A 26297-nucleotide genomic window follows, 5' to 3' on the forward strand; every position below is an offset into this window, starting at 1 on the left:
TTTAGCCAAGCGATCTCTAAATGTAAAAAGTTAGCAATCATAAGCATTGTACCAACGCCTAGCGATCGCCCTAATACTCATTCTAAAAATACAGAAACATAATGAAAGAAGTTGATCGAAACCCACCACAAATCATCCCCAATATCCAAGAAACAGCGCAAACACTCTTTAGTGAAATTCGTCAGCTTATTGACGCAGCCAAACAACGCGCTGCCGTTGCCATCAATACCGAAATTACTATGCTCTATTGGCAAGTCGGAGATCGCATTCAAACCGAAATACTGAAACGTCAACGCGCCGAATATGGCAAACAGGTTATAACAGAACTTTCTCAACACCTCACCCAAACTTACGGTAAAGGCTGGAGTGAAAGACAACTGCGTTATTGCATCCTGATAGCCGAAGTTTTTCCTAATCGAGAAATTCTGCATACACTGTGTGCAAAATTGAGTTGGTCACATCTCAAGCTAATTATGGGCATAGATGACCCACTGAAGCGTAACTTCTACATTGAGATTACGCAGCTCGAAAATTGGAGTGTTCGCCAACTACAAGAACGCATCAACTCCATGCTATTCGAGCGCACCGCCATCTCCCGCAAGCCTGAAGAAACCATTCGCCATGATCTAGAACAATTACGCGAAAACAAGCAAATATCACCCGATTTACTACTAAAAGATCCCTATATCCTAGACTTTTTAGATATAAGTGATCGCTACCTCGAAAAGGATCTAGAAGATGCCATCTTGCGAGACATCGAGAAATTTTTACTAGAACTTGGCGCAGGATTCACATTTATCGCAAGGCAAAAACGTATCCAAATTGATAACGATGACTTTTATATTGACCTGCTGTTCTATAACCGCAAACTCAAACGCCTAGTAGCAATCGACCTCAAACTCGGTAACTTTCGCCATGAATACAAAAGCCAAATGGAACTCTATTTACGTTGGCTTGCCAAATATGATCAAGAGAGTGACGAACTACCACCATTGGGAATCATTTTATGTGCAGGTAAAAAGCAAGAACAAATTGAATTGCTCGAACTAGACAAAAGCGGTATCCATGTCGCCGAATACCTCACCGTATTACCACCCAAAGAATTACTTCAAGCAAAACTCCAACAAGCGATCGCCTCGGCTCGTCGTCGATTACCTTCGTTGGAACAAGATTGATATGTTTTTGAGCGATCGCTATTTCACAATCAAAAGCTTTCTTATATTTCTGCAATCTTGCGTAAAACTTGCCATGCCACTTCTAACCTCTCCTGATTAACCAAAGGAAACAAAAACTTAGCCCTTTCAAGTTCATTTGAGAGCCGCCGCCTGTTCAGTTTTAACGATCAAACCATCTTGAATCCGAATAATTCGCCGAGTTCTCTCTGCAACATCATGCTCATGGGTAACTAACACAATCGTAATTCCCTGTGAATTTAACTCCCCTAATAGTTCCATTACCTCATGGGATGTCTGCGTATCTAAAGCTCCTGTCGGTTCATCCGCCAGAATTAACGCAGGACGATTAGCTAAGGCACGAGCGATCGCTACACGTTGCTGTTGTCCGCCTGATAGTTGATTAGGACGATTGGACATGCGATCGCTAAGTCCGACTTTCGTTAAGGCTTCAGAGGCAAGACGATGACGTTTTTCTTTGGGAATATTGGAATAAATCATCGGCAGCATCACATTCTCGATCGCCGTTGAGCGTGATAGCAAATTAAACTGCTGAAACACAAACCCAATCCGACGATTGCGAATGAAAGCGAGTTCATCGTCGTTATAGGTCGTTAATTCGCGGTCTTCGAGATAGTATTTTCCTGACGTAGGGCGATCGAGGCAGCCGATAATATTCATCAGCGTTGATTTGCCTGAACCTGACATGCCCATAATCGCCGCATATTCGCCCGACTGAATCTCTAGATCAATCCCTTTAAGAATTGGGACATCAACCTCACCGAGACGATAAGCTTTACGAATATTATTGAGACGAATCATAGATTTCCTTAAGTTGCATTTTCAAACCCAAGATTAAGAACCTCTAAGAAGTTCTTATCTTAGAAACCTTTTAAGAATTACTTTCTGCGGTCAAAAGTTCTAAGAGATCCCCCTCAATCCCCCTTAAAAAGGGGAAGAAGAAAATTCTCCCCCCTTTTTAAGGGGGGCTGGGGGGGATCTAAACCCTCAAACGTAAACAGAGAGACTTGTGTGTACACGGTAGCTTTTTAAGGGGGATTGAGGGGGATCTAGACAATTCTTAAATGGTTTCTTAATCACTTCTGAGCGCTTGAATGGGATCTAACTTAGCCGCACTCCTTGCAGGAATTACCCCAGCCACTAAACCCACCACCATCGATAAGCCAAAACCAGCCACAACTGCCCAGATCGATACCAAAAATGGAAATCCAAAAATTGTTGCCGAAGTATAGGCGATCGCTACACCAAAACCAATCCCCACGACACCACCCAGCCCCGACACTAGAATTGCCTCAGTGAGAAACTGATTCAGAATTGCCGATCGCGTTGCTCCTAAGGCTTTCCTGACACCGATTTCGCGAGTACGTTCCACCACCGAAACCAGCATAATATTCGCGATGCCAATACCGCCAACGATCAGAGATATCGCCGCGATCGCGCCGACCATGAGCGTCAGTAAGCCCACAATATTCGTAAAAGCACTGACAATATCGGTCTGGTTAACGATCCGAAAGTCATCGGGTTGAGGTGGATAAATCTTATGTCGTAGGCGTAAGAGATTAGTTAACTGAAATTGTGCAGCATCAATTTCTGATTCATCAAAGGCTTGCACCCAAAATCCACTCACCGAGATACCTTGCAAGGCATTATTACCCACCTGTCTCGCCGACATATTTTTAAGCGGAATAAATACGCGATCGTCCTGATCAAATCCACCTGAAGCCCCTTTAGACTCCATTACCCCAATTACTTGATACTGTTCACCTTGAATCCGAATCCTCTCGCCAATGGCATTGGCATTACCAAATAGATCCGATTTTACCTTTGAGCCAAGCACCACTACAGATTTAGCATTATCAATATCTTCCTGTTCAAAATATCGCCCTTCATTTGGGAAAGTATTACGAATTGGAGAATAGTTGACATCTGTACCGATTACAGTTGTCGAAGTGTTTTGATTGCCATAGGAAATCTGCCGAGTTCGCTGCAAATACGCCGAGACCAACTTCACCGCAGGGGCTTTTGCTACAGCCTTAGCATCTTCTAGGGTCAAAGTGGAAGCAGTACCACCACCTTGACTAATGCCACCTGTCCGTGCGGAACCTGTGAGAACATTAATGGAATTTGTGCCAAGGGCTTGTAATTGATTTTCCGTTGACTTTTGAATACCTTGACCAATGGATGTAATCGCAATTACAGCCGCAATTCCAATGATCACGCCCAACATGGTTAGGGCAGTTCGCAATCGGTTATTCCAGAGAGACTCCGCTGCCATAGTCAGAATTTCGGCAAAGGGAACCTTAGCAACTTGAATTCGTGGTTTTGCTAATGGCTTTGACTTTTGCATATGTGCTTAACCCCGACTTCTTTGAGGTGACGAAGGTGAAGGAGATAGCCCAGGAACACCTCTAGGCTCAGTACGTGGACGTGCAGAACCTTCTGGAAAAGAAACAAAAATTTTCTCATCGCCTGTTAATCCTGATTTAACCTCGGTTTTGTCGTCAACCGTGAGTCCAGTTTCAATTGGTGTAAATACAGCCGTTTCGCTTTGCGCCGTCTTGACATATACGCCTGTAAGCCCCTTTTCTCGAACGATCGCCACAGTGGGGACAACGATCACATTCTTCAATTCACCAGATCTAAATTCTAAACTGGCATTCATCCCTGCTCGCAACATTTGCTTGTCTTCAGAAGTGATTTCGGCTTTCACTTCAAAACTGGTGACATTCTGGTTAACGATCGCCTGCGGGGAAATCGACACTACCCGACCCCGAAACTTTTTGGTCGGATAGGCATCAACTTGCAGCGTCACCTGCTGACCGATCTCAATCCGCGCAATATCGGCTTCAGCCACATTCGCCACAACTTGATTGTTACTAGCAAGGGCAAGAATCGAAGAAGCCGTTGCTGAACTCACCGAACTTCCTGATGTGGTTGGTGTCACAAAAGCCCCTGGGTCAGCGTATTTGCGGACTACCACTCCATCAAAGGGAGCGCGAATAATTGTGTCTTCTAACTGAGACTGCACACTTTGCAAAGATCCTGCGGCGGCTACAACTTGTGCCTGTGCACGGTCTATCTCTTCAGGACGTGAACCTGATTGCTGCAAAGATAAAGCCTCTCGCGCCTGTGTCACCCTAGCGCGATTAGCTTCCATCGTGGTTCTAGAAGCATCCAGATCGCGCGAGGCGATCGCCCCTTCGCGATAAAGCTGTTGATTTTGGCGATAAACGATCTCTGATTGCTCAAGAGTTGCTTGGGCGTTAGTTAAATTGGCTTGAGCTTGGGCAATATCTTGAGCGCGATTACCAGATCTTAATAGATCGAGACTTGCCTGCGCCGCTGCCAGATTTCCATCCGCTTGGGTGATTTGTCCTAAGGTATTGGACTCATCCATATAGGCAAGGATTTGACCTGTGCGTACATTTTCTCCTTCCTTGACCAGTAAGCTCTTGAGTCTCCCTGAGCTTTTAGGACTGACGTTAATTGACTTTTCAGGTTGAATTGTCCCGTTAGCAGTGACGATAATTGGTAAGGTTTCTCGCTTAACAGCAACAGTGCGATCGCGTCGGCGCGTTTCCCGATTATTCGCAGGTGCAGTCAATTGCGTATAGGCATAGTAACCACCACCACTAACCGCAATTAGGAGCAAGATGATGGCAATCCGCCATCTCCAATGTCCTAGGAACTTTTTTTTTGGCTGTTCTAGCTCGTCTAGCTCTTGTCCTTCGGTTAAATCCATTTCCTGCGGTTTCAGTTGTTTCTCTGTTTGCATAAGAGTTAAGTCAATGGTTAATGGCTTTAGACACTTATACTCGATCAAACGTTCACTTGAACTTACCTGATTTTCAATAGATGGCGATATGCAAAATAAATCTGCTCGTTATTATGGGTTTCTCTCAATCGGAGCGGCACTATTGACGATCGCTCTAAAATTAGGCGCTTATCTGTTGACTAATTCCGTAGGATTTTTATCAGATTCCCTTGAGTCGGGAGTTAATCTCGTTGCTGCGATCGGGGCAGTGTGGGCGTTAACCTATGCCGCAAAGCCACCAGATGAAGAACATGCCTTTGGACATTCTAAAGCTGAATATTTCTCTAGTGGATTTGAAGGCGCGTTGATCTTAGTTGCGGCAGTGAGTATTGCGATCGCCGCCATTCCCAGATTATTAAATCCTCAACCTCTCGAACAGCTTGGTATTGGTCTAGTCCTATCATTAGCGGCTTCAGCCATTAATGGCTTAACAGCTTTGATCTTACTCAAAGCAGGCAAGCGACTACGCTCAATTACTTTACGGGCTGATGCTCACCACTTGCTAACCGATGTATGGACTTCTGTAGGCGTAATCCTCGGATTATTATTAGTTTCTGTTACAGGTTGGTTAATTCTTGATCCTTTGATTGCTTTATTAGTCGCAGCAAATATTGTTTGGACTGGTATAAAGCTGATCCAAGAAAGTGGATCAGCCCTTTTGGATGCCTCTATTCCTCTAGAAGAGAGACAAATGATTGATGAAATTTTGTCTCATTACGATTCCCATCAAGTCCAGTTTCATGCAATCCGTACCCGAATGGCAGGTACAAGAAAGTTTGTATCTTTTCATATTCTGGTGTCAGGCAATTGGTCAGTCCAACAGGGGCATGACTTATGTGAAGAGGTTGAAACCGCCATCAGCAAAGCTTTACCCCATGTAAATGTATTCACCCATTTGGAACCATTAGAAGATCCCAAATCATGGACAGATCAGGATTTATAGTAGTAAAAGCGATCAAATCAAAGGTGAAGCGAAGCTTCACCTTTGTTATAACTGATTCGTTGCAAAGGTGTCGCATTGATCGATATTGCCAGTACTTAAACCACGCTTAAACCAAGTTACCCTTTGTTGAGAAGTGCCGTGAGTAAAGGATTCTGGAGTTACATGCCCACTCTTAGACTGTTTTTGCAAATAGTCGTCACCTATTTGTGTTGCAGTGTTTAGAGCCTTGGTAATGTCCTGATCGGAGATCAAACCCCGTTGAGCCGTAAAATGTCCCCAAACCCCTGCAAGGCAATCAGCCTGTAACTCTATTCTTACTGATAGCTCGTTGGCTTTAGTCTTACTTGAATTTGCCTTTAACTGCCTTACCTTGCTTGATGTACCGCGCAAATTTTGAATGTGATGACCAACTTCATGGGCGATCGCATAGGCTCGCGCAAAGTCAGCATCATTCCCAGCCGTAGCTTCTAGATACTTAAAGAAGCCCATATCTAGATAAACTTTGCGATCGGCTGGACAATAAAATGGACCTGCCGAAGTTTTGGCTGAGCCACAGGCTGAATTAACATAGCCGTCAAAAAGAACTAACTTTGGGGCTTGGTAATTAGTTTTGAGCTGTTGTTTAAAAATTCGCTCCCATGTGTCTTCAGTATCACCAAGAACAGATTTGACAAAAGCCGAGTCTCGGTCTTTGGTTGGTGTTTTGACTAAAGCTTGTGGTGCTGGTGCGGGTTTATTATTGCCACCAATTAAACTCAAAAGCTGGGTGGGATCAATTTTAAAAATCAGACCAGCGATAACAGCGATCGCGATACCACCAGCACCTAAGCCGCCCAACATGCCCACAGACGATGAGCTTAAGTTCGATGCTTCTGATGACTCCTCCGAACCATCACGCTGGTCTTCTACGTTATCGCTTTCACGCATCTCATCCCATTTCATATCGCCAATCCTGCTCTATGTGATTTCATTGTTGTGAATATAGCGCTATCAGCCTCAACTAAAACCAAATAATTTTTTAAAATACAGCTATTTCTTAAGCTATAGCTGTAGCCATTTGCATTGGGACAAATCAAAACCCGAAGACGAGTGGCGGCGCGAAGCGCCGCCACTCGTCTTCGGGTTTTACGTCCTAACAAGACTATAAATGCGTTTCTCTCGCGTAGTGGGAGCAACACATTTAGGCTCCCATACCAGAATATTGTTGGATTCCCTTACGCCATAGCCAACGATTGGCGACAAAAAAGATAGCCATCCATCCTGCCATGATGCCAATTCCTTGCCAAACAGCGATCGCTTTGCCCACCAAAAGAGCCGCAGGAAAATACACCATGTAAGGAAAGGGAGTCCACAGGACAATATCGCGAACTAGCGGTGGAAATACATCTAGAGGGGCAATGATGCCTGATAGAAATATATAGGCTAAAAACCAGAGTTGCTCGATCGCACTCGCACGCTCGGTCCAAAATGACAGAAGTCCAAAGGTATATTGGATCAAGAATCTCAACAAGAAGGCGATCGTGACAATGAATGTCGCCATCAAACCTGTTGACCATGAGGGAACCCAGAACGATTGCGGATAGAGAATAAAGAATAAAGCAATCAGCACTACTAGCATCGGTAATCTGGCAAAACGTTCCGCAATGTGATTAATCAGATGATGCCAAAATGGATCGAGGGGCTGTAATAAACGATGCGAAAGCTGTCCTGAAATTAGTTCCTTCTCAAAGTCCCAAATCACCCAAACAATATTAAATTGACGCACCACAAACACGGCTAAGAAGTAACGAATAAACTCTAAAGCTGTGAAACCAAAGCTACCAGTTTCTGAAGCTTTTAGCCATGCTCCCATTAAAATAAATGGTAAAGAATTGGATAATAACCAGATGAAAAGTTCAGCCCGATATTCGAGCATATAGGCATAATAGGTGGCAAATAAAGTCGTCGTAACGCGCAATATATATCTAAGCTGCATAGGTCTTTTCAACTGTTAAGATAAATATCCTAACCCGTAATACCACAACCAAAAAATGGCTACAGCGCTTTGCGCTGACTTAAAACCCAGAAATATTTTTGACCATCGGCGTTTAGTGCCACTTTTAAAAATATTTCTGTAAGTAGCTAGGCACAAGAAAACTTAAAAAGCACAGATTAAGATCCCCGACTTTTTCTAAGCAAGCAAAGATAATTTACAAATTCACAAAAAAAGTCGGGGATCTTTGCATTTACAAGTTTCTTTTGATGACCTAATTACTCTTAAAGCCTCAATAAACTGTACGCCATGTCCCGCACCCAAACATCTAAACCTGTGGCTAAATCTGTCAAGAAAGGATTTGCCCGATCGCCAATATCCATAGAGTTAAGTGCTTGCTTAATTGTTAAAAATGAGGAGCAGCGTTTACCAAAATGCTTAGAGAGTCTAAAGGCACTTGCCGATGAAATCATTGTCGTTGACACAGGATCAAGCGATCGCACGGTTGCTATTGCCAAAAAATATCAGGCGCGAGTATTTCATTTTGAGTGGTGTGATGACTTCTCACAGGCGCGAAACTATGCGATCGCACAGGCTAAGGGCAAATGGATTTTAGTAATTGATGCCGATGAAGTTTTAGAGCAAAGTGCGATCGCTACTTTGCAAGAGGTAATGCAACGAGATGATTGTCTAGCGGTCAATCTTTTGCGATCAGAAATAGATGCACAGCAAGCTCCCTATTCTCTCGTACTACGATTATTTCGCAATCATCCAGCGATTACATTTACAGGTATCTATCATGAATCTATCGATCAATCGGTGGCAGCTTTACAAGCGCAAGAACCTCATTGGCAAGTACTAAATGTAGAAGTTCCAGTTTTACTGCATTACGGTTATACGGATAGCGAGATCCAACTTAAGCATAAGTATGAGTTTGCTAAACAGCTAATGCACAAGCATTTGGAAGCATTTCCTGATGATAGCTATATGCTCAATAAATTAGGAGCTTTGTACATCAGTAGTCCTCAAGAGTGCGATCGCAGTTTAGGAATTGAGCTATTACAAAAGGGATTAGCCTTACTTGAGGATACCAATCAACAAAATTTAATTCGCTGTGAATTAAATTACCATTTAGGGCTTGCCTATCACCAAAACGCAGATTGGGAACTAGCTAAGAGCGCCTATGAGCAAGTAATAGCCCTAGATGTTCCTAACCTTGTGAAGCTTTCTGCTTATCTCAATTTAGGCAATATCTATCAAGAACTCAACCCAAAAGAAGCGATCGCCTATTTTGAAAAGGTAACTCAAATCGCTCCCAATTTTGCCCAAGGACATTTTAATTGTGGAATTGCGCTCAAAACTTCTGGACGTTTTATCGATGCGATCGCTGCTTACCAAAAAGCAATTGCTCTCGAACCGAACTATGCCGAGTCACATCAAAATCTAGGTGTCGTGTTGATGAAAGTAGGCTATTTCCCAGAAGCGATCGCTGCTTTTACCAAAGCCATTCAACTCCATGAGCAACAACAGAATTATGAAACTGCGGAAATCTTGCGATCGGCTTTGAAGGAATTCACTTAAGGGCAAGGAGTAAGTAAGGGCAATTCATGAATTGCCCTTACTTACTCCTTGTAAAGATTTGATTTGTTCACCAAGATTTTTCGCTAATACGGCGCGATTGGGACAGACAGAAACTCCTGCATTGCGTAACGCCTCAGCCGCCCATGTATTGCAGTTAAATGCCGAGAAATATCTCGGTACAGCCGCATAGAAGCTACTCACGCCATATTGACCTTTGCCGATCGCTGCTGAGCGATCGCCTTTCTCATTCACCACAAAAGTTTGCTTCACATAAGCAAATAAATTTTGAAATCCTGCTTCTGATAACTCAATCGGTAAAACAGGAAATTTAAAAAATTTCTCAGGTGCTTCGGCAAAGCTTGCTACATGCATCACACTATCCGATGGAATAAATACAGCCCGAAGCATTGAAGGAATCGACTGATCACCTGCAAAATAAAACTGGCGATCGCCCCATCCCACTTCTACAAATGGAGAGTCTTTCCATTCTTCCGCACCAAAAGTTTCTCCTGACCTTTGCGCCCATGCTAAGCCAGAATGCCATTCATGTTGGACAAAATAAATCGTGCGAGTTTTGGCATTGGGAGCAGGCGGAAACAGCCCCGCAGTTGGACTAGGGCAATAGAGAAAATAACTGGCGATCGCGATCAAAATCCCCAGTAATATTCCTAGAACTATATAGAGCTTATGTTTACGTGTCACTTAACTGACTAGTAACTTTAACTACGGTGAAGAGTTTCGACTACGCTCAACTCTCAATATATGGCGTTGGCTGAGCGAAGTCGAAGCCCTAACTAATTACGCAGATCGGAGATCGCGCTAAGAGCAACATTAGCGATCGCTTGATCAGTTGCCTTGGGCAAATGGTAATACTTACCACCACCTGCGGCAGCGAGTTCTTTGGCAAAGCCAGTAGATACGAATTTGTTTTCCGTATCGATCACCAACAGACCCAAATTCAACGCCCGAATCTTACGACAAATATCAATTAACTCGGCTTTGATATCAGGCTTATTTTCAGGATCGATGGGTTCACCCTGCGATCGCGCCAGTGGAACATTGCCGCGACCATCGGTAATTGCCACAATCGTTACCGAACCAACGTCGCCCGACTGTCGAGCATTCATTGCTACCCGCACTGCTTGAGTTAATCCATGTGCCAAAGGCGAACCACCACCACAGGGCATCGTGTCAAGACGACGACGCGCCGCCTCAATGGAACGGGTGGGCGGTAACAATACATCAGCTTTTTCGCCTCGGAAGGGAATTAGCGAAATTTGGTCGCGGTTTTGATAGCTATCGGTCAACATCCGTAAAGCTGCACCCTTAGCCGACTGCATCCGATTGAGCGCCATCGAGCCAGAGGCATCTACCAAGAAAATTGTCAGCGCTCCCGCCTTACGTGCTAACTTCTTCGCTCTGATATCCACATCCTCAACGATCACTTTACGATGGGGTTGGCGCAATCTTCTCGCTTTTTGATAGGGAGCCGAAGCGCGAAGTGTGGCATCTACGGCGATGCGATCGCTTTTCCCTTGAGGCAGAATTGGCTTGATGTAACGCCCACGCTCTTGAGAATAGATGAGGTTGCGCGTACCTGATCGCCCTTGCTTTTGCATCGACTGAGCAAAAAATAACACTTCTGGATCAAGAATTACACCTTCTGGATCAAAGATAAACTCTTCAGGAATTTCAGGAGATTCATCTTCCTGCTCTTGCTCTTGTTCCTGATCCTCTTGATTATCATCCTGCTCCTGTTCGCCATCGTCTTGATTTGGTGGCGGCGGCGGTGCTTGTTGTTGCTGTTGCTGCTCGGGTTGTTGTTGCTCAGGAGAAAGAGGCGATCGCGGTACGATTACCAGTTCTACCGCTTGACGCAAATCATCAGCATTAACTTGAGTCCGACTTTCCAATGCCGCCGCCGCCTTCGCTACCCGCAAAGCAAACAACTCAGCCCGATGTCCTTGCACTCCACCACGTACTGCTTCCGCAACGAGATACTGAATCTGCGCCCTAGAAATGGTCACATCCGTGAGCCATTCTCGCGCCAAAATAATCTGTGTCCGCAGATCGTCAATATCCGAGTCATAGCTACTCAAAAAGGCTTCAGGAGAATTGGCATATCCCAATACCATATCTACTGCTTCTACTCGTTGATCGAGGGAGAGAACTCCATCAGCCGAAAGATTAATCGCAATCCGATCCATCAGATGTTCGCCTAAAATGCCTTCTTCAGGGTTATAGGTGGCAATCAGCAAAGGTTGACAAGGATGTTGATAGCTGATGCCTTCGCGTTCGACTTGGTTATAGCCTGTAGAAAGAACGGAAAGTAGTAAATTAGAAATCTGTGGATCGAGTAAATTAATTTCGTCAATATAGAGAACGCCACGATGGGCTTCTGCTAAAATCCCTGGCTGAAATACAGTCTGACCTTCGCGCACCGAGCGACTCACATCCACCGAACCAATCAGCCGATCTTCGGTAATTCCCAACGGAATTTGGATGAATGGTGCAGGAATAACTTTGGTGACGATTTCGCTCTTGTCTTTGTCCTTCATTGCCTTGATTAGAGCATCGTCCCATGTGTCGGGCTTAGTTGGATCACAGTTACTAAGAGACTCAACGGCAACTTCGATTGGAGGTAAGAGAGCATGAATCCCACGAGCAAGGACGGATTTTGCCGTGCCGCGTCTACCTGCGAGGGCGATGCCACCAATCGCAGGATCGATCGCTGCTAGCAGTAAAGCGGTTTTAATCGCTTCTTGACCAACTACTGCTGCTAGAGGAAATGTGATAGGAGTGTAGGCGGTGTTTGTGGTTGGGTTGACAGGCGGCGAAAAGACCATGCGATCAAGTTATAGGTTAGAAAATATAAAAGTTTTAAGAAATGAAATTTTAAGCTTCGGGTCAATTATAGCGTTTAGTAGTCTAAGCTAAGATTTAGATCTGGCTCACTCAGTTAAAAATATTAAGCAGTCATGGCAAAAACAACATGGGATAGTCTGGTGTTTGAGTCGCCATACCTAGCAGTGGTGACAGCAAAGCAATTGTTGCAAGAGGGACAGATGACTGAAGCCTACAGCCTTTTGGAGAGTTTAGAGGAGTCAATGGGGCGATCGGAAAAGAGGGGGGTGAGCAGTCAGCTAACTCGGTTGATGTTGCATGTGATCAAGTGGAAATGTCAACCTGAAAAACGTAGTGCTAGTTAGGTAATTTCGATTCGTTCGGCTCGGCGTGAGATTGCGGAAAGTCAGCGAGAGATGCCAAGTCTGAATAGAGATTTTTTAAATTCGATTTGGGATAAGTGTTTTGTGGCGGCGAAACAGGATGCTAGGGATGAGATGGGCAAGAAATCCGAAATTACGGCGCTAAGTTGGGAAGAGGTTTTTGAACAAAAATATACAATTTGGGAAGATGATGATTTAACTTAATTAGGTGTATTAAGGTTGCTACAATAGTATTTGCGTGAATTATTCACGTATTTTTGCCTTTTGAGTAAAAAATTATGCTTTTAGACTTTACTGTAGAGAATTTTCGCTCAATTAAGGGCGCGGAAACACTTAGCGCTGTGGCGGCGAGTAAGAGCAAGGCTAAGCCCAGTAATAGTGAAAGCCGTCGTCGAGTTAAGTCTGATGATGAAATTGCTCAGCCTTTTCATGTTGAGGGTTGGGATATTGATGTTTTGCCAGTCATCGCAATCTTTGGCGCTAACGCTTCAGGTAAAAGCAATGTTTTAAAAGCTCTAGATTACTTACTCAAATTTATGGTTGAAGGAAATTATGATCGCGGAGCGGAACTAATTCCTTTTAAGCTTGATAAAGAAATTAGAGAAAGTCCAACTTGTTTTAAACTTCGTACTATATTTGATGGAACTATATATACTTATTCTTTAGTCTTGAATAGTAATAGAATTCTTGTAGAAAAACTAGAATATGCTATTGCTACTACAAAAAGAACTCGTCTTTTATACAGTAGGGTTTGGAACGAAGAAAACCAAAAATTTGATTGGGATAAGCGTTCAGCTTTTTCTGGGGCGCATTATCAAATCAGAAATAGTTTGCAGGAGCGTGAGCCTTTTACTATACTTTTAGTTAGGTTAAATATAAATGTAATTAATTCTCTTTTTGAGTGGCTAATGAGTAGTTACTTATACATAGATATTGGGCAAGATAAAATTGATAGTGAACTTATTAGTTTGATACAGCAATATCACTCTTCACGTCCTGAATATCCTAAAATATTAGAAGAGACTAGGAACTTGCTAAGAAAATTTGATATTGGTATTCATGATATTGAGATCCATCAAGCTGACAACAATGAAAAATTTCAAATATATGCTCTACATAAAACAAAAGATAATGAAATTATTTCTTGGAAATTTGAAGAAGAATCTACAGGTACTCGAATCTTATTTACTCTGATTTATGATGTACTAATATCATTTCAGAAAACCCATCTATTGAGATCTGATGAGTTAGGTTCAAATATTCATCCAAACATAGTACGAGAAATTATCAAACTTTTTCAAGATTCTAAAACTAATCCGCATCGTACTCAATTGATTTTTACTAGTCACGATAATACTTTACAAAGAAATAATTTACTACGGCGCGATCAGATTTGGTTTACGCAGAAGCGTCCTGATCAAAGTACAGAACTATATTCACTGAGCGATTTTAAGGTGCGTAATGATTTAGCAATTGATAAAGCATATCTAGATGGAAGATTTGGAGCAGTTCCATTTATTTCTGATGGAGATGATTTTATGCCAGTAGGTGAGGATAATGGCTAAATCTTCTTTTAAAAGAAATGCTCCTACGAGAACAGTTGGTAAAAAGATTTTGATAGCTTGTGAAGGCAAATGCACAGAACCAAAATATTTCAATGCGATTCGTCAAGATCTACGACTGACTACCGTACAAGTTTTGATACTTCCTCACGATGGAACCGATCCGCTTAGCGTTGTAAACACCGTATTGGAAGCCAGAAAAGATAAAAAACGTGAAAAGACTTGGTTTGACGATCAAGATTCAGCATGGGCAGTCTTCGATGGTGATGAACATATCGCAAATAATCGCCCCAACTGGTGTCAAGCTATTCAAATTGCAAAAAGTCAAAAAATTAATCTTGCGATCACCAATCCCAGTATTGAGTTTTGGTATCTTATTCATTTTCAAGATCACTCAGCGACTATTGCACGAGACAAAGCAAAAGAACGCTTAAAGCAGCATATTCCCAATTATGACAAAGCTCGGTGCTACTATCTAGAAAAGCTAAAGGGGCTGACTCAAGATGCGATCGCTAGAGCAAAACACCTTGATAACTTAGCCAAACATGATAACCGACCAGAATACTCAAATCCTTGTTGTAGTGGCATATCCCAATTAGTCGAGATGATGTTGAAATTAGGTAACTGAATTTCCTGATTCCCCTCTCCTTTGCAAGGAGAGGGGCTAGGGGTGAGGTTTTAAACCCATCAGTAAATTAGAACGAGAATACAGTTCTCAATGTGCCAACAGTGATGGTGCTATTGCCACTGTTGTTATTGGGATTGAAAATGAACTGCAAATCAGGAGTAATGCTGATATTGTCAGAGATAGGGAATCGATAAAACAACTCCACATTGGTTTGTGTGGCATTACCAACTTGGCTATCAATGAAAGGTTGTCCAACAGCGATCGCAGCCATTGCACCTTCCTTAAACAAATCAGGAAACGCAAAACCTGCTGACCAAGTTTGGGGACTTAGAGAAGTATTAGCTGAAGTCGTGTAGCTTGGAAGTGCTGCGGAAATGGCAGTAACGCGATTACTGATATTACCGAATCCATAGCGACCAAATAGTGCCACAGATTTATTAAAAGCCCACTCAAGATTTACGCCACCTGTGTTGTAGTCCAGATTATTTACCGAAGCGCGAGTATATTGCAGACGGATCGCAAAGGGACTAGCATCTTCGGAATTCTTCGGTGCAAATTCTAACTCAACCGTACCTTGATAGGGATCACCAAATAAACCACGATTGATCGTGCTGTCAGAGGTTGGGCTATTAGCATTCTGGGCGACATAACCTGCTCTCAAGGTAAAAGCACTACCACCAAAGTTCCATGCGATCGCTGCACCAGCACCATCATTCACAGGCAGAATCAATGGATTATTGATAAACATGCCACTAGAGAAATCAGCCGACTCATTATTGGCAAAACTATTCGCATCCAGATGGTCATTCAGCGACATATTTGTGCCAATTGAGGCTTGAATATCTTTGCCAATGGGGAAATCGTAACGCAAGCGATTGAGGGTAGCATTTGTACCAACACCACTATAGTCAAATCTAGAACTGTTAGCGAATCCTGTGAAACCTAAGAAGTTTGCAGGAGCATCGAGCTGATTATTAAGTCCTGTCCCACCATTGCCAAGCTCGATCCGCGTGAGCAACAAATCTTCCCCCGTGAAACTTGTATTAAAGTTTAGACGCACACGGCTGATTACAGTGGTATTGACTTTGCCAGCATTAGTTGTAGCTGCTCCAGTTGAATCTAACAGAAAATTATTTCCAGAACTTCCTGCCGAAACAGCCGCGATCACTTGACCTGTGAGCTTAGTTGTCGTTGAAAATTGCTGCGCTTCAAGTTTGGCGGTTTTGGCATCGAGGGCATCGACACGACCACGCAATGTTGCAAGTTCAGCCGCAAATTCTTCCTGTAATTTTTGTAATGTCGCGAGATCCTCTTTGCTAACTTTATCAGCTAGCCCTGCGGAAATAATTTCGTTAATTTTGTCGAGACAAGCATTTAAACCTGCGGCAAATTCATAGCGACTAGTGGCTTGTTTACCGCGAAAGGTGCTATCGGGGTAACCTGCGATGCATCCATAGCGCTCAACTAGAGACTGTAACGCCGTAAAAGCCCAATCAGTGGGACGTACATCACTAAGTTGTGAAACTGACGTGACATTTTGGGTTAGGACATCTTTTGTTGGCGGTAACGACTGTGCTAACGCACTGGATATGGTGCTAGGCAGCATCCCGATCGCTGAAAAGGCGATCGCGCCAACTAGGGATACTTGTACTTGTTCAAACCAAACTCTCGACATCACGTAACTCCTCACTTGCATATATTTAGGTTAAGCTTAATAGTAATTAATATCATTAAAGGATGGATATTTTAAAGGGTTTGACAACTTAGTTTGCTCTACAGAGTAAGAAAGTTTAATAAAATAGATAACTATTAATATCAATAATAGCTGTCAGATTGTTACAAACAACTTTTTTATACCCTTGAGAAAACCTCTAAATCACTTGCCTCTTTAAGAATGATAATCATTATCATATGCTATGTAACAGCTAAAACCATATTTCTGTAATAATTCGTTTATTCCTTATTAGTATTGCCGAACTCTGTTAGTTGTCACCGCTCTTGTTAGGACATAAAACCCAAATAGTGTGAGGCGGTGCGAACACACTATTTGGGTTTTGATTTGTCTTGATACAGGTGGCTATATCTATATGTGTATAAAACCTCAAAATAAGGTAGTGATCCTAAAGGAAAACAGACGATATTGCTTGAATACTAAATGTATTGGCTAGAATCTAGCTAGCGTTCAACAACCGAGCCTGTGGTACAAATACTCGAAAATCCCTTAAGGGTTGGTTTACAGCAAGAAAGAACACCTGAGCCATCGATTCTAGTCATCTTTGGTGCTTCGGGTGACTTGACAATCCGAAAGCTAGTTCCTGCAATCTATCACCTCAAGCAGCAGCGTCGCTTACCTCCCGAACTCACAATCGTGGGTGTCGCACGCCGACCTTGGAGCCATGACTATTTCCGTGAGCAAATGCGTGAGGGTGTGGAAAAATTCTCTGTCGGTATTGGGGCTGAAGCAATTTGGGACGATTTTGCTGAAGGCTTATATTATCAATCGCTTGATATGAGCAATATTGACGATTATCGCAAACTTGATGAATTTTTGGGGCAAATAGACAAAGAAAGAGGCACTCGTGGTAATCGCGTCTTCTATTTAGCCGTTTCGCCAAATTACTTTACCGATGCGATCGAAAAGTTGGGGCAAGCTGGCATGATTAAGAATCCCCAAAAAACTCGCGTGGTAATTGAGAAGCCATTCGGACGTGATTTGTCATCATGCCAAGACCTGAATCGGGTTGTGCAGAAATCTTGTGATGAAAAACAGATCTATCGTATTGACCATTACTTAGGTAAAGAAACCGTTCAGAATCTGTTAGTGCTGCGATTTGCTAATGCGATTTTTGAGCCATTATGGAATCGTCAGTTTATCGACCACATCCAAATCACGGTTGCCGAAACTGTTGGCGTTGAGGATCGGGCAGGTTATTACGAAAACTCTGGAGCGCTCAGGGATATGTTGCAAAACCATTTAATGCAACTATTCTGCCTAACTGCAATGGAACCACCAAATTCTATGGATGCGGATTCTCTTCGCAATGAGAAGGTGAAGGTAATTCAGGCAACTCGACTTGCTGATACTCGCAAATTAGAGCGATCATGTGTACGTGCTCAATACAGCGAAGGTTGGATGAAGGGAAAACAGGTACAAGGCTATCGCCGCGAGCCAAATGTTAACCCTGAGTCTTTAGTGCCAACCTATGTGGCGATGAAGTTTGAAGTCAATAATTGGCGTTGGCAGGGTGTTCCTTTCTATTTGCGAACTGGCAAACGGATGCCTAAAAAAGTCAGCGAAATTGCGATTCAGTTTCGTGATGTGCCTTATTTATTGTTTCAGTCGGCAGCTAAACAGGTGTCCCCAAATGTGCTGACGCTAAGGATTCAACCCAATGAGGGGATTGCATTAAAGTTCGAGGCAAAAATGCCAGGGGCTGACCTGCGATCGCGATCGGTAGAAATGGACTTTGGCTATGGCAAAACCTTTGGTATTGAAGGTTCCGATGCTTATGATCGCTTGTTGTTAGACTGTATGTTGGGCGATCAGACCTTATTTACACGCGGTGACGAAGTCGAAGCGGCTTGGAAAGTCGTAACCCCAGCGCTTTCAGCTTGGGAAATGCCCAATGATCCCAGTGTTGTTCCACAATACGAAGCAGGGACATGGGGACCATCTGAAGCTGAACAACTGATCGAACGTGATGGGCGGCAGTGGCGACGACTATAAACACCTTAAATAATTTGGCGTTGCCAAATTATTTAAGATCAATATAAACGGTGTTGATTCAACAAAATTATGAATACGCAAGCAACTTCCGTTGTATCTTTGCAAGCTCCCAAAGATGTCTCGGTATCTCAAGTCGAAGCAGAGCTAAGCAAAATCTGGCAGTCCTATGGCGAAAATTCAGCAGCCCGTGCTACTACATTTAATCTGTTAGTGTACGAACCAGAAACTATTGGTGCGGCATCACGGATGGCTTCTGTTGATGCGATCGTTTCTCAAAGTCCATGTCGAGTCATTGATTTGGTGACTCTAGATGAAGAAGATCAAGGTATATCAGCACAGGTAGCAGCCTACTGCCCAATTCAAAAAAGCCGTAGTTCCCTAATTTGTGGTGAATATATCACTCTCACGGGCGCAAAACGAGCCTTTGATCGCGTACATAGTATTCTTCCAGAATTGCTGATCCCCGATTTACCTGTATTTCTATGGTGGAAAGATAGTCCTGCGCCCAATACGCGCATGTTTGAGAAGCTAGTTAATTTAAGCAATCGCTTAATTATGGACTCAGCTACCTTTGCCAATTCTGAGGCGGATTTGCTCAAAGTGCAAGGCATGATCAAAGTGGGTACGCAAATTGCAGATTTGAATTGGCAACGTCTTGCACCTTGGCAAGAGTTGACTGCTCAAGCGTTTGACCAACCCGATCGCCGTGCTGCTGTATGGGAAATTGATGGGATCACCATTGACTACGAACGTGGTAACAGCACTCAAGCGCTCATGTTTCTCGGTTGGATTGCCAGTCGTCTAGAGTGGGAGCCAATCGAACGTAATGCTGAGGGTGGTGACTATGACATTCAGCATATTATTTTTGAAGGTCGCAACGATATCCAAATTAAGGCTGAGTTAGCAGCGATTCCTATTGGAGATGTAGGCGAGGTAGTTGGCGATCTGATCGGTTTGCGCTTAACAGCCTCTAATCAAAATACTGATGCTTGCAATGTATTTTGTTCGGAATCTACAGGCTGTATGCGGATGGAAGCTGGTGGTGGAGCGCAAAACTATCGTGTGCATCAAGTATCACCCTTGTCTGATCAAAGTGCTGACACTCTCCTTGGTCAACAACTACAGCGTTGGGGTAGAGAGGCTCTCTATGAAGAAAGCCTCGCTCTCGTAGCCAAAATACTTGCACTATAAAAAAAGGCTCGCTGATGCGAGCCTTTTTTATTGATATAGATGACGTGGAGATGTTTTGTATTTCTGTAAACCTCTATTAAAACTCCTCTATTTCTAGTTGTCCCACGATGAAGGCAACGCATCCGAATGCACAGGTAATCGGTAAGGGGTTTTTGAGGATAAAGCTAAAGATTGATGCTAGACAGGAAATGGCGATCGCTGCAAATGTCCATGTCTTTTCATCATCACTCATACCTTTGGCATTTTTAATAGCTCGAAGAGTATCGTTAGGAATTGGCAATGGCATTACAGAACTGGGTGGAAATGCCCAATAGTTACAACAACGTTCTACAAATAGGTCAGTCCAACCATTTTCTTGACACCATTCGTCAATCCATTCATCCCGAAAACGCTTCATATGCACAAATTATTCAGTAATTCTCTAAATAGAGAAACATGAGCGGCGTTTGATTGCTACTCATGTTTCTTTTACTTAGGTTAACAGGATATCCACGAATCGGGGCATAAGTTACAAAAACTTAAAGATGCATTTATCGCAATGCAAGTTTTACTTAGGACATAAAACCTAAAAGAGAATGGAGACGCTTCGCGTCTCCATTCTCTTTTAGGTTTAAGAGTGATGGCTTATCACTAGTTTATTGCTTTGCTTCAACATTGACAAATGAGCCGTGACTTTGACATTGTTCAAACGATGTAGTCTTGCCAGCAGCTAATGAAGGAGTCAAACGCTCCTGCTCAATTTTGCCTTGACGGTTGCGGCGGTTGACTTTCACATTTCTTACTGTTCTGCCAGTAGAATTTGTGGCTGTATAGGTGACGCAGTTTGGTCTAGAAGATTGTCTAGTTGAGATTGGCAGATAGACGGTTGATGCTTGTGATTGAGCGACAAGTTGAATTTGAGCAGTGTTGATTGTTGTACTGAGAAGTAAATCGAGCATTGTTTTTAGAATATTGTAAGTTAATTAATAGGTATTTCCCTCTAAAAATTAATCTTACCTTCATTTTGATAGCAAAAATCCATGTAAATGTAATTTGCATGGATTTTGTGGGTTATTAAAGAGAGATATCTATGCAGCTCAAAACCCAAATAGATAAAGGCGGCGCTTTGCGCCGCCTTTATCTATTTGGGTTAGTAAAACTTATATTGCTATATATTCCAGAAATTTGTCATTTAACGGAAACTTCTGTATGAGCTTCAGGGATAGCTTCAACAGTGGGCGGACTATTTACACCGCGAATTGTGTCGAAAGTACCTTTGATAAAACCAGCGATCGGCACAGCTACCAATAAACCGAGTACCCCATTTAACTTAAAGCCAATATCAAGAGAAATTAGCATCCAAACAGGATTTAATCCCGTTAACTCGCCAACAATTCGAGGACCCAGTACATTCTCCACAATTTGAATTATTGCCACCGCAACTAGTAACACCTTGACTCCAAGCCAAAAATTTTGTAAGGCGATTAATAGACTAACGGTGATAATCGTACTGGAGCCACCAAGGGGAATTAAACTAGCAATGCCAATACCAAAGCCAAAAAGTTGAGCAAGGGGAACCCCTAAAATCAGCATGGCAGTAGTTTGTGACACACCGAGAATCGTTGCTAAAGTTACCTGTCCAACGATAAAACGCTCGAAATTACGAGGCAATAAATTCCGAACTTGATCATTCCATTTCTGGGGGAGCCAACTTAGCAAACCATTCCACAAAAAGGAGCCACGCAGAACGAGAAAAATTGAAAATATCAAGGTTAAGAAGATATTTACAAGACTACCGATCGCTCCAAAGACAATACTAAAAAGTTGACTAGTCAGTGATCGCAAGACACCCGTTAACTTTTCGATTAGTTGATTGAAGGTACTACTGATATCGATCGGTAACTGCTGGGCGATCGCCCAAGTCTCAAGAGTTTGTAGCTGCTGCTGACCCGATTTAATCCATTCAGGTAAGCGCACGATTAATTCATTTGCCTGTGCCAAAATTAAAGGCACAAGAAAAATTGCTAAGGTGCTAAGCAGCATGAAAAATATCAGGATTACAAGTCCTGCGGCAATGCCCCGCTTGACCTTCAGTTTGATCAGAAAGCGGATGGGATAATCTAGCAAAAACGAAATAACTGTCGCCGTAATGAGAATACTGACTAATGGTTGTAATTCTCGGCATAGCAATAACAATAACCACCCGTTTAGAAAAATTAACGGGAAAGTTAAGCCAAGTGAAAACCAACGAGGCAGCTTATTGAGGGTCTCAATCATACGAAACAATATGACGCGCTAGGTATCTACTTAAAATTGTGCGCTAAAAGTGTTGGTTAAAACACAAATCTACTAAAAGTTTGCCACAAAGATTAAAAAACAAACCCCAAAAGTCGAGTTCAAGGCAAAGCACTATGCTTGTCTTCTGGGGTTTATCCTAAATAAGCTTGGCGAACCCTCTCATCAACTAAGAGATCTGATGCTTGCCCCTCAATGGTAATCACGCCCGACTCCATCACATAGCCGCGATTGGCATGTTGCAGAGCCAAGGTGGCGTTTTGCTCAACTAATAAAATCGTGACCCCATCTTGGTTGAGGTTAACGATGGTTTTAAAAATTTCGCGCACGATTTGCGGGGCTAGCCCTAAACTTGGCTCATCTAATAGCAACAACTTGGGGCGGCTCATCACCGCACGGGCGATCGCTAGCATTTGTTGTTCACCACCACTTAAGGTTCCAGCTAGTTGATCGCGACGTTCTCCAAGGCGTGGAAATATCTGAAATTGCTTTTCGATATCAGCTTTAATCCCCCAGCGATCGCTACGCAAAAAAGCCCCTAACTCTAAATTATCTAAAACCGTTTGTCGAGCTAGTACTCTGCGCCCTTCTGGACTATGGGCGATGCCAGCTTGCACCACTTCATCTGGTCTTAAGCTCGTAATATTTTTGCTGTTGTAGAGAAGCTGTCCTGATCGCGGTGATACTAGTCGTGAAATCGTGCGTAAAGTTGTCGTTTTACCAGCACCATTTGCCCCGATTAAAGTTACTATTTCTCCCTCATTGACAGTTAAGCTCACATCTTGCAAAGCCTGAATTCCGCCATAGTTAACATTAAGGTTGTTGATTTCTAACACCGATCCTCATCTCCCAAATTTTTAACCTAAGCTATACTAAATCAAACAATGAGCTATGAGTGACGCTTTGCGCTCCAGCTCATACACTTTATATTGCCGTGGAGCCTTGCAATGGTTCTTTTGAATGCAGCCTACCATCGGTTAGCGAAAATCTGATCAGAGAGTTTGATGAAGAGCTTATTGATGAGATTAAATGTCCACCAACTGATTTAGAAAGTGACGAGCCAGAATTGGAAAGTGATTTGCACCGTGAACAAATTGATTTATTACTTCGCTTATTGAATCAGGCTTGCTGTGGAGTGATCAGCTTGAACTGTATTTAGGGCTTGCTGAAAAAGAGACTAAGGGAAAAGTAGTGGGCAAAGAGGAAGGGGATAATACTTTGAGTGTCTACAAGGAAATTGCCAAGAAAAAGAATTAAAGTTAAAAAGGGGTTTCCAAGAAGGAAGAACAAAGAGTTGCCAGCAAAAGATAAACCAAGACAAACCGAAAAAAGCAAGCTGCTTGAGCAGCGCTTCCAAATTCATCACCAAGAAAGTGATAGCGATCGCCGTTTCCGATGTATTTGCCAACTTGGACATGACGCGATTTAGACTGAACCGTCGTTTAGCCAGTCCAAACTTACCTTCAATTTGATTGCGAACCTTAGCATCTTCGAGAGTCTGCTTGCGAATAGCCGCCAACTCATCGGGTACAGGTCTGCCCAAAGGCGGAGCCGTAATCCGAATACCGAGATTTCGACAATAGGCGCGATTGCTGCGAGTGCGGTAAATCTGGTCAACGTAAACCGCTTCAGGATAATGTCCAAAGCGAGATTTAAACAATGCTACTTGTTGCTGCAAATCCCCCGATTCATTGAAGTTATCCCAACTGAGATGGTCGAGAAAGGCATGACCATCGACACAACTAACTGAGAGTTTAGCGCCAAACTCCACAGGTGTTCCTGCCTTACCTCTGACAATCGGACGTACATGAGGTTGCGTAATACTGACGATGCGGTCATCTATGCGATGACCACCTTGCTCGTACATCCATTGTTGTTGCCGATATACTTCACTGACGACTAGCAAGTTCCGATAGAGACTCCTCTTCAATTCCGATAGCTTTGCCCCTGCGGCAATTAGAGTGTCAATATGGGCAAGATTGCGACGCACATATCCCAACTGTTGGCGCAATGCTTTGCGAATCCTTTTACGATTGGGTTGGCGTTGTTTGGCAATTTGGAGATACGCTGTCCTTGCTTCACGGCGATAGGTGCGTGGTTTCTTCGCTAATTGTTCTTTCACTTGTTGGTAAAGAGCATCAATCACTATTTCCGTTTGTTCTCTTGCTTCGTTCAACAGTTTGATGTCAGTGGGATAACGGATGTCGGATGGCGCGACTGTTGCATCTAGCAGCAATTTTCCTTGGTTTGCTGGTTCTGGTTCTTTCTGTTCCTTTTCTATATTCTGCTCTTCTAACTTCTCTTCTATCTCTTCTCTTTCTTCTTTCTTGTACTGCTTTGCTTCCTTCTCTTTTTGTCCCGACTCTTTAGGAGGCTTCACAATCCGTTCGTTGATTCTGCCCACGATCTCTAGATTCAATCGCTTGCGGAAATGTACCATCATGCTTGCTTCAAATGGGGCGTTGTCGCTGTACTCTGATAAGCCTAGGAAGTATTGTAAATATGGATTCTCACGAATTTGTTCTACTGTCTCTTCGTCACTTGTTCCTAGCTTCTCTTTGATGATCAGCGCCCCAAGTGCTATCCGAAATGGTTTTGCTGGTGCTCCTTGTCCTTCGCTAAATTGTTCTGCATATTCATTCTCAAATTCTTCCCACGGCACTAGTTCTGCTAATCTTACCCATCGATTTTCTCCTGATAGTTTGCCGCCAAATGGTAAGTAGAAGTTCTCGAATGATAGCTGTCCTGTGGGGGATTGTCGGTACATGCAATTTTATTGGTGCAAGGGTTTTTCTAGCTTTTCTTGCTTTTTCTTGCATTTTATCTGTTTTCGTTCTCCTTAGAAACCTTTGCTTGTATGCTTTTCTTGCTTTTTCAGTAAGCCCTAGTTAGGTATCCACGAACGACAATTACGTTGGGTTACTGCAAACGGTGAAATTGTGCCAATGCCAGAGGAACAGGAACGTATAGCTAAGAAACAAGACATCCTAAGGGCTGATCGCTTAGAGGAAATTTTGCGATCGCAAGGTATCGACCCAACCTAATAAAAAAGCTCCCCTTGCGGGGAGCTTTTTTATTAGGCTTGCCAGTTAATCCAATCTTGAGGTTTTAGGAAGGTTGTGTGCAATTCCGCTTCAGGGGTATTGGGTTCAGGATGATAATCGTAATCCCAACGGACAAGAGGAGGAAGTGACATTAAAATTGATTCAGTGCGTCCGTTGGTTTGTAAACCGAAAATTGTGCCGCGATCGTAGACGAGGTTGAATTCTACATAACGTCCACGACGGTAGAGTTGCCATTGCTTTTCGCGATCGCCATATTCCATGTTACGGCGACGATTGGCGATTGGGGTATAGGCTGGTAAGAAAGAGTTACCACAGCTTTGGACAAAGGAGAAAATCTCTTCCCAAGTACGAGGAACATCACCGATCTCATCACTCATGACTTGAGCAGTTGTCGAGTCGTTACTATTTTTGTAAAGTCCATCTTCACCGTTTTGGTAGTCAAAGAAAATGCCACCGACTCCACGAGTCTCGCCGCGATGCTTGAGGAAGAAGTAATCATCACACCACTGTTTGAACACAGGATAGTAATTAGGATTGTGGCGATCGCAAGCATCTTTAAGTGTAGTGTGTAAATGCTTAGCATCTTCGCCAAAGCCATAGTAAGGGGTGAGGTCAAGTCCGCCACCAAACCACCAGATTGGACCTGCTTCAAAATAGCGATAGTTCAGGTGTACTGTTGGTGCGTAAGGATTTTTAGGATGTAGCACCATCGAAGTACCCGTTGCATAGAAAGTTTCGCCTGCAACTTCTGGATGATGGCGCAAAATGGCTGGTGGTAACTGGGAGCCATAGACCTCAGAAAAATTTACACCACCTTTGTCGAAATAGTCGCCATCTGTAATTACACGAGATCTGCCGCCACCACCTTCAGGACGCTCCCACTGATCCTGTTTAAACTTGGCTTTGCCATCTAGTTCCTCTAAACCTTGGCAAATGCTATCTTGTAGGTTTTGCATGAATTGTTTCACGCGAGTTTTAGAATCAACAGGAACTTTGCGTAAAACCTTGCTAGGAGCGACAGGGGCGATAGTCATAATCGTTATCTTTCTACTTACTAATATTTCGGGGATTTGGACTTAAGATTTTTTTATAAGCGTTTATCACTAATAAATACTCTACA

The 26297-nt window shown here is 43.1% G+C and carries 23 protein-coding genes and 1 pseudogene; 10 read left to right on the forward strand and 14 right to left on the reverse strand.

What is annotated here, in order from left to right:
- Nucleotides 1-101 precede the first annotated feature (101 nt).
- Complete coding sequence (locus ABM313_RS01175) at nucleotides 102-1175, forward strand: PDDEXK nuclease domain-containing protein (protein WP_434685878.1); 1074 nt, start codon at nucleotides 102-104, stop codon at nucleotides 1173-1175.
- Between the two features lie 132 nt (nucleotides 1176-1307).
- Here ABM313_RS01175 and ABM313_RS01180 read toward each other — a convergent pair whose 3' ends face one another.
- From ABM313_RS01180 to ABM313_RS01190, 3 genes are all read right to left on the reverse strand, one after another.
- Nucleotides 1308-1994, reverse strand: a complete 687-nt coding sequence (locus ABM313_RS01180) for an ABC transporter ATP-binding protein (RefSeq protein WP_434685879.1) — start codon at nucleotides 1992-1994, stop codon at nucleotides 1308-1310.
- A gap of 271 nt (nucleotides 1995-2265) precedes the next feature.
- Nucleotides 2266-3540 (reverse strand): ABC transporter permease, encoded by a 1275-nt coding sequence (locus ABM313_RS01185; RefSeq protein ID WP_434685880.1) that lies wholly within the window; start codon nucleotides 3538-3540, stop codon nucleotides 2266-2268.
- Between the two features lie 6 nt (nucleotides 3541-3546).
- Nucleotides 3547-4968 (reverse strand): efflux RND transporter periplasmic adaptor subunit, encoded by a 1422-nt coding sequence (locus tag ABM313_RS01190; RefSeq protein ID WP_434685881.1) that lies wholly within the window; start codon nucleotides 4966-4968, stop codon nucleotides 3547-3549.
- An 88-nt stretch (nucleotides 4969-5056) separates the two neighbouring features.
- Here ABM313_RS01190 and ABM313_RS01195 point away from each other — a divergent pair, with 88 nt between their 5' ends.
- Nucleotides 5057-5950 (forward strand): cation diffusion facilitator family transporter, encoded by an 894-nt coding sequence (locus ABM313_RS01195; RefSeq protein ID WP_434685882.1) that lies wholly within the window; start codon nucleotides 5057-5059, stop codon nucleotides 5948-5950.
- 45 nt (nucleotides 5951-5995) lie between these two features.
- On the opposite strand, the gene ypfJ is transcribed toward ABM313_RS01195, so the two are convergent.
- Entirely contained in the window at nucleotides 5996-6892 is an 897-nt protein-coding gene (ypfJ, locus tag ABM313_RS01200) for a KPN_02809 family neutral zinc metallopeptidase (RefSeq protein WP_434685883.1), read from the reverse strand.
- A 238-nt stretch (nucleotides 6893-7130) separates the two neighbouring features.
- Complete coding sequence (locus tag ABM313_RS01205; protein ID WP_434685884.1) at nucleotides 7131-7925, reverse strand: ABC transporter permease; 795 nt, start codon at nucleotides 7923-7925, stop codon at nucleotides 7131-7133.
- Between the two features lie 306 nt (nucleotides 7926-8231).
- Here ABM313_RS01205 and ABM313_RS01210 point away from each other — a divergent pair, with 306 nt between their 5' ends.
- The gene (locus ABM313_RS01210) at nucleotides 8232-9503 is read left to right on the forward strand and encodes a glycosyltransferase (protein ID WP_434685885.1); all 1272 of its coding nucleotides are present in this window, start codon (nucleotides 8232-8234) and stop codon (nucleotides 9501-9503) included.
- Between the two features lie 24 nt (nucleotides 9504-9527).
- Here ABM313_RS01210 and ABM313_RS01215 read toward each other — a convergent pair whose 3' ends face one another.
- Nucleotides 9528-10205, reverse strand: a complete 678-nt coding sequence (locus tag ABM313_RS01215; RefSeq protein WP_434685886.1) for a DUF2459 domain-containing protein — start codon at nucleotides 10203-10205, stop codon at nucleotides 9528-9530.
- A 92-nt stretch (nucleotides 10206-10297) separates the two neighbouring features.
- The gene (gene bchD, locus ABM313_RS01220) at nucleotides 10298-12349 is read right to left on the reverse strand and encodes a magnesium chelatase ATPase subunit D (RefSeq protein ID WP_434685887.1); all 2052 of its coding nucleotides are present in this window, start codon (nucleotides 12347-12349) and stop codon (nucleotides 10298-10300) included.
- A 132-nt stretch (nucleotides 12350-12481) separates the two neighbouring features.
- Here bchD and ABM313_RS01225 point away from each other — a divergent pair, with 132 nt between their 5' ends.
- The 4 genes from ABM313_RS01225 (at nucleotide 12482) to ABM313_RS01240 (ending at nucleotide 14920) form a co-directional block, all read left to right on the forward strand.
- On the forward strand, nucleotides 12482-12712 hold the full coding sequence (locus ABM313_RS01225; protein WP_434685888.1) for a DUF29 family protein: 231 nt from the start codon (nucleotides 12482-12484) through the stop codon (nucleotides 12710-12712).
- 51 nt (nucleotides 12713-12763) lie between these two features.
- Nucleotides 12764-12934 carry a hypothetical protein gene (locus tag ABM313_RS01230; RefSeq protein WP_434685889.1) on the forward strand — a complete coding sequence of 57 codons (171 nt, stop codon included), beginning with the start codon at nucleotides 12764-12766 and terminating at the stop codon, nucleotides 12932-12934.
- Between the two features lie 74 nt (nucleotides 12935-13008).
- Nucleotides 13009-14295 carry an AAA family ATPase gene (locus ABM313_RS01235; protein WP_434685890.1) on the forward strand — a complete coding sequence of 429 codons (1287 nt, stop codon included), beginning with the start codon at nucleotides 13009-13011 and terminating at the stop codon, nucleotides 14293-14295.
- Nucleotides 14288-14920: an RloB family protein gene (locus tag ABM313_RS01240; protein WP_434685891.1), complete on the forward strand. Its 633-nt coding sequence runs from the start codon at nucleotides 14288-14290 to the stop codon at nucleotides 14918-14920. The genes ABM313_RS01235 and ABM313_RS01240 overlap by 8 nt, the downstream gene beginning before the upstream one ends.
- Nucleotides 14921-14987: 67 nt before the next feature.
- Here the strand turns inward: ABM313_RS01240 and ABM313_RS01245 are convergent, their stop codons facing one another.
- A complete protein-coding gene (locus ABM313_RS01245) occupies nucleotides 14988-16595 on the reverse strand; it encodes an iron uptake porin (protein WP_434685892.1) in 1608 nt (535 codons plus the stop codon).
- 522 nt (nucleotides 16596-17117) lie between these two features.
- Here ABM313_RS01245 and zwf point away from each other — a divergent pair.
- Nucleotides 17118-18647, forward strand: coding sequence for a glucose-6-phosphate dehydrogenase (zwf, locus tag ABM313_RS01250; RefSeq protein ID WP_434685893.1), 1530 nt, complete (start codon nucleotides 17118-17120; stop codon nucleotides 18645-18647).
- 69 nt (nucleotides 18648-18716) lie between these two features.
- Nucleotides 18717-19838, forward strand: coding sequence for a glucose-6-phosphate dehydrogenase assembly protein OpcA (gene opcA, locus ABM313_RS01255; RefSeq protein WP_434685894.1), 1122 nt, complete (start codon nucleotides 18717-18719; stop codon nucleotides 19836-19838).
- 76 nt (nucleotides 19839-19914) lie between these two features.
- On the opposite strand, the gene ABM313_RS01260 is transcribed toward opcA, so the two are convergent.
- The 4 genes from ABM313_RS01260 to ABM313_RS01275 form a co-directional block, all read right to left on the reverse strand.
- A complete protein-coding gene (locus tag ABM313_RS01260; protein ID WP_094534760.1) occupies nucleotides 19915-20235 on the reverse strand; it encodes a hypothetical protein in 321 nt (106 codons plus the stop codon).
- A 238-nt stretch (nucleotides 20236-20473) separates the two neighbouring features.
- The gene (locus tag ABM313_RS01265; RefSeq protein WP_434685895.1) at nucleotides 20474-20776 is read right to left on the reverse strand and encodes a hypothetical protein; all 303 of its coding nucleotides are present in this window, start codon (nucleotides 20774-20776) and stop codon (nucleotides 20474-20476) included.
- 229 nt (nucleotides 20777-21005) lie between these two features.
- Nucleotides 21006-22094: an AI-2E family transporter gene (locus tag ABM313_RS01270; protein ID WP_434685896.1), complete on the reverse strand. Its 1089-nt coding sequence runs from the start codon at nucleotides 22092-22094 to the stop codon at nucleotides 21006-21008.
- Between the two features lie 152 nt (nucleotides 22095-22246).
- A complete protein-coding gene (locus tag ABM313_RS01275) occupies nucleotides 22247-22948 on the reverse strand; it encodes an ABC transporter ATP-binding protein (RefSeq protein WP_434685897.1) in 702 nt (233 codons plus the stop codon).
- Nucleotides 22949-23103: 155 nt separating this feature from the next.
- Between ABM313_RS01275 and ABM313_RS01280 the strand changes: the two are divergent.
- Nucleotides 23104-23229, forward strand: a pseudogene (locus tag ABM313_RS01280) (Uma2 family endonuclease); the annotation flags it as partial.
- A 60-nt stretch (nucleotides 23230-23289) separates the two neighbouring features.
- On the opposite strand, the gene ABM313_RS01285 reads toward ABM313_RS01280, so the two are convergent.
- Together ABM313_RS01285 and hemF are read right to left on the reverse strand one after the other, a co-directional pair.
- Nucleotides 23290-24879 (reverse strand): IS5 family transposase, encoded by a 1590-nt coding sequence (locus ABM313_RS01285; protein WP_434683668.1) that lies wholly within the window; start codon nucleotides 24877-24879, stop codon nucleotides 23290-23292.
- A gap of 309 nt (nucleotides 24880-25188) precedes the next feature.
- Nucleotides 25189-26211, reverse strand: a complete 1023-nt coding sequence (hemF, locus tag ABM313_RS01290; protein ID WP_434685899.1) for an oxygen-dependent coproporphyrinogen oxidase — start codon at nucleotides 26209-26211, stop codon at nucleotides 25189-25191.
- Between the last annotated feature and the right edge of the window lie 86 nt (nucleotides 26212-26297).

It is taken from the genome of Pseudanabaena minima str. Chao 2107, from assembly GCF_051131155.1.
Lineage (GTDB): Bacteria > Cyanobacteriota > Cyanobacteriia > Pseudanabaenales > Pseudanabaenaceae > Pseudanabaena > Pseudanabaena minima.